The sequence below is a fragment of the Roseateles sp. genome, from assembly GCF_049240545.1.
In the GTDB taxonomy this organism is placed as follows: domain Bacteria; phylum Pseudomonadota; class Gammaproteobacteria; order Burkholderiales; family Burkholderiaceae_C; genus Paucibacter_A.
Window position 1 is genome coordinate 1 of record NZ_JBMLSK010000369.1, and the last position, 1,030, is coordinate 1,030.

A 1,030-nucleotide genomic window follows, 5' to 3' on the forward strand; every position below is an offset into this window, starting at 1 on the left:
CCATCGCTTGGCCTGCACCACGAAGCCCTTGGCGACGACCTCGGGCCACATGAGATCGAGCGGCTGCTGCGGGTCTTGCCAGGTGCCTGTGCTGCGGTTGCCGGGGTGGCGCACCACCTCGACGCTGATGCCGTGGGCCTGCTCGATGCTGCGGGCGCACTGGCCCCCGTAGGCGGCGTCGGTGTACAGCTTCTTCAGGCCGGGGACCTTGGTGCAGGCGTGCGCGACGACCTCAGCGGCCGCGTCGCGATCCTGCACGCTGGCGGCGGTGACGGTGACGGCCAACAGCAGGCCCAGCGTATCGACCACCAGATGACGTTTGCGTCCCTTGACCTTCTTGCCCGCATCGAACCCGGTGTTGCCGCCCTGCGCGGTGCTGCGCGTGCTCTGTGCGTCGATGATCGCCGCCGTCGGCTCGGGGGCGCGGCCCACACGGTCGCGCCACTGCTGGCGCAAGCGGTCGTGCATGGCCTCGAACACGCCCGCGGCGGCCCAGCGCTTGAAGGCCATGTAGGTCGCCTGCCAGGGCGGGAAGGTCTTGGGCAGCAGGCGCCACGCGCAGCCCGTGCGCAGTGCGTAGCAGCAGGCGTTGACCATGTGGCGGCGCTCAAAGCGCGGCGGTGCGCCGCGCTGGCCAGCGCGCTCGAACAGGTCGGCCACCAGCGCCCACTCGGCATCGGTCAGGTCCGTGTTCATGCCGCTGGCGCCGTCGCTGCGTCGGTGGGCCTCGGTATAGCCATAGCGCTTGGGCGCCGACCCTTGCGCCGCGGCGCGCTCACCGGCGCGGCGCTGCGGCTTCAGACGCTCGATACCCGCCGTGCGCAAGGCCTTGCGCACGGTCACGGGGTTGACTTGGATGCCCGTGCGGACGAACAACTCTCGCGTCAGCTCATCCAGCGAACAGCGCGGTCGCTCGCGGACGATGGCCCGCAGTACCGCGGTGTGCTCGGCGTTCAACGAGGGCTTGCGGCCGGGCCGGCCGGCTCGCTCGGTTGCAGTGCTCTTCGCCATCCCTCACCCCCGGCTGAAT

1 protein-coding gene is annotated in these 1,030 nt (G+C 71.0%); it reads right to left on the minus strand.

Annotation, left to right across the window (positions count from 1 at the left end):
- Nucleotides 1-1,011: IS5 family transposase (locus ACOVRJ_RS22055; protein WP_422045966.1), on the minus strand; the 1,011-nt coding region annotated here is incomplete at its 3' end.
- Nucleotides 1,012-1,030: the final 19 nt, after the last annotated feature.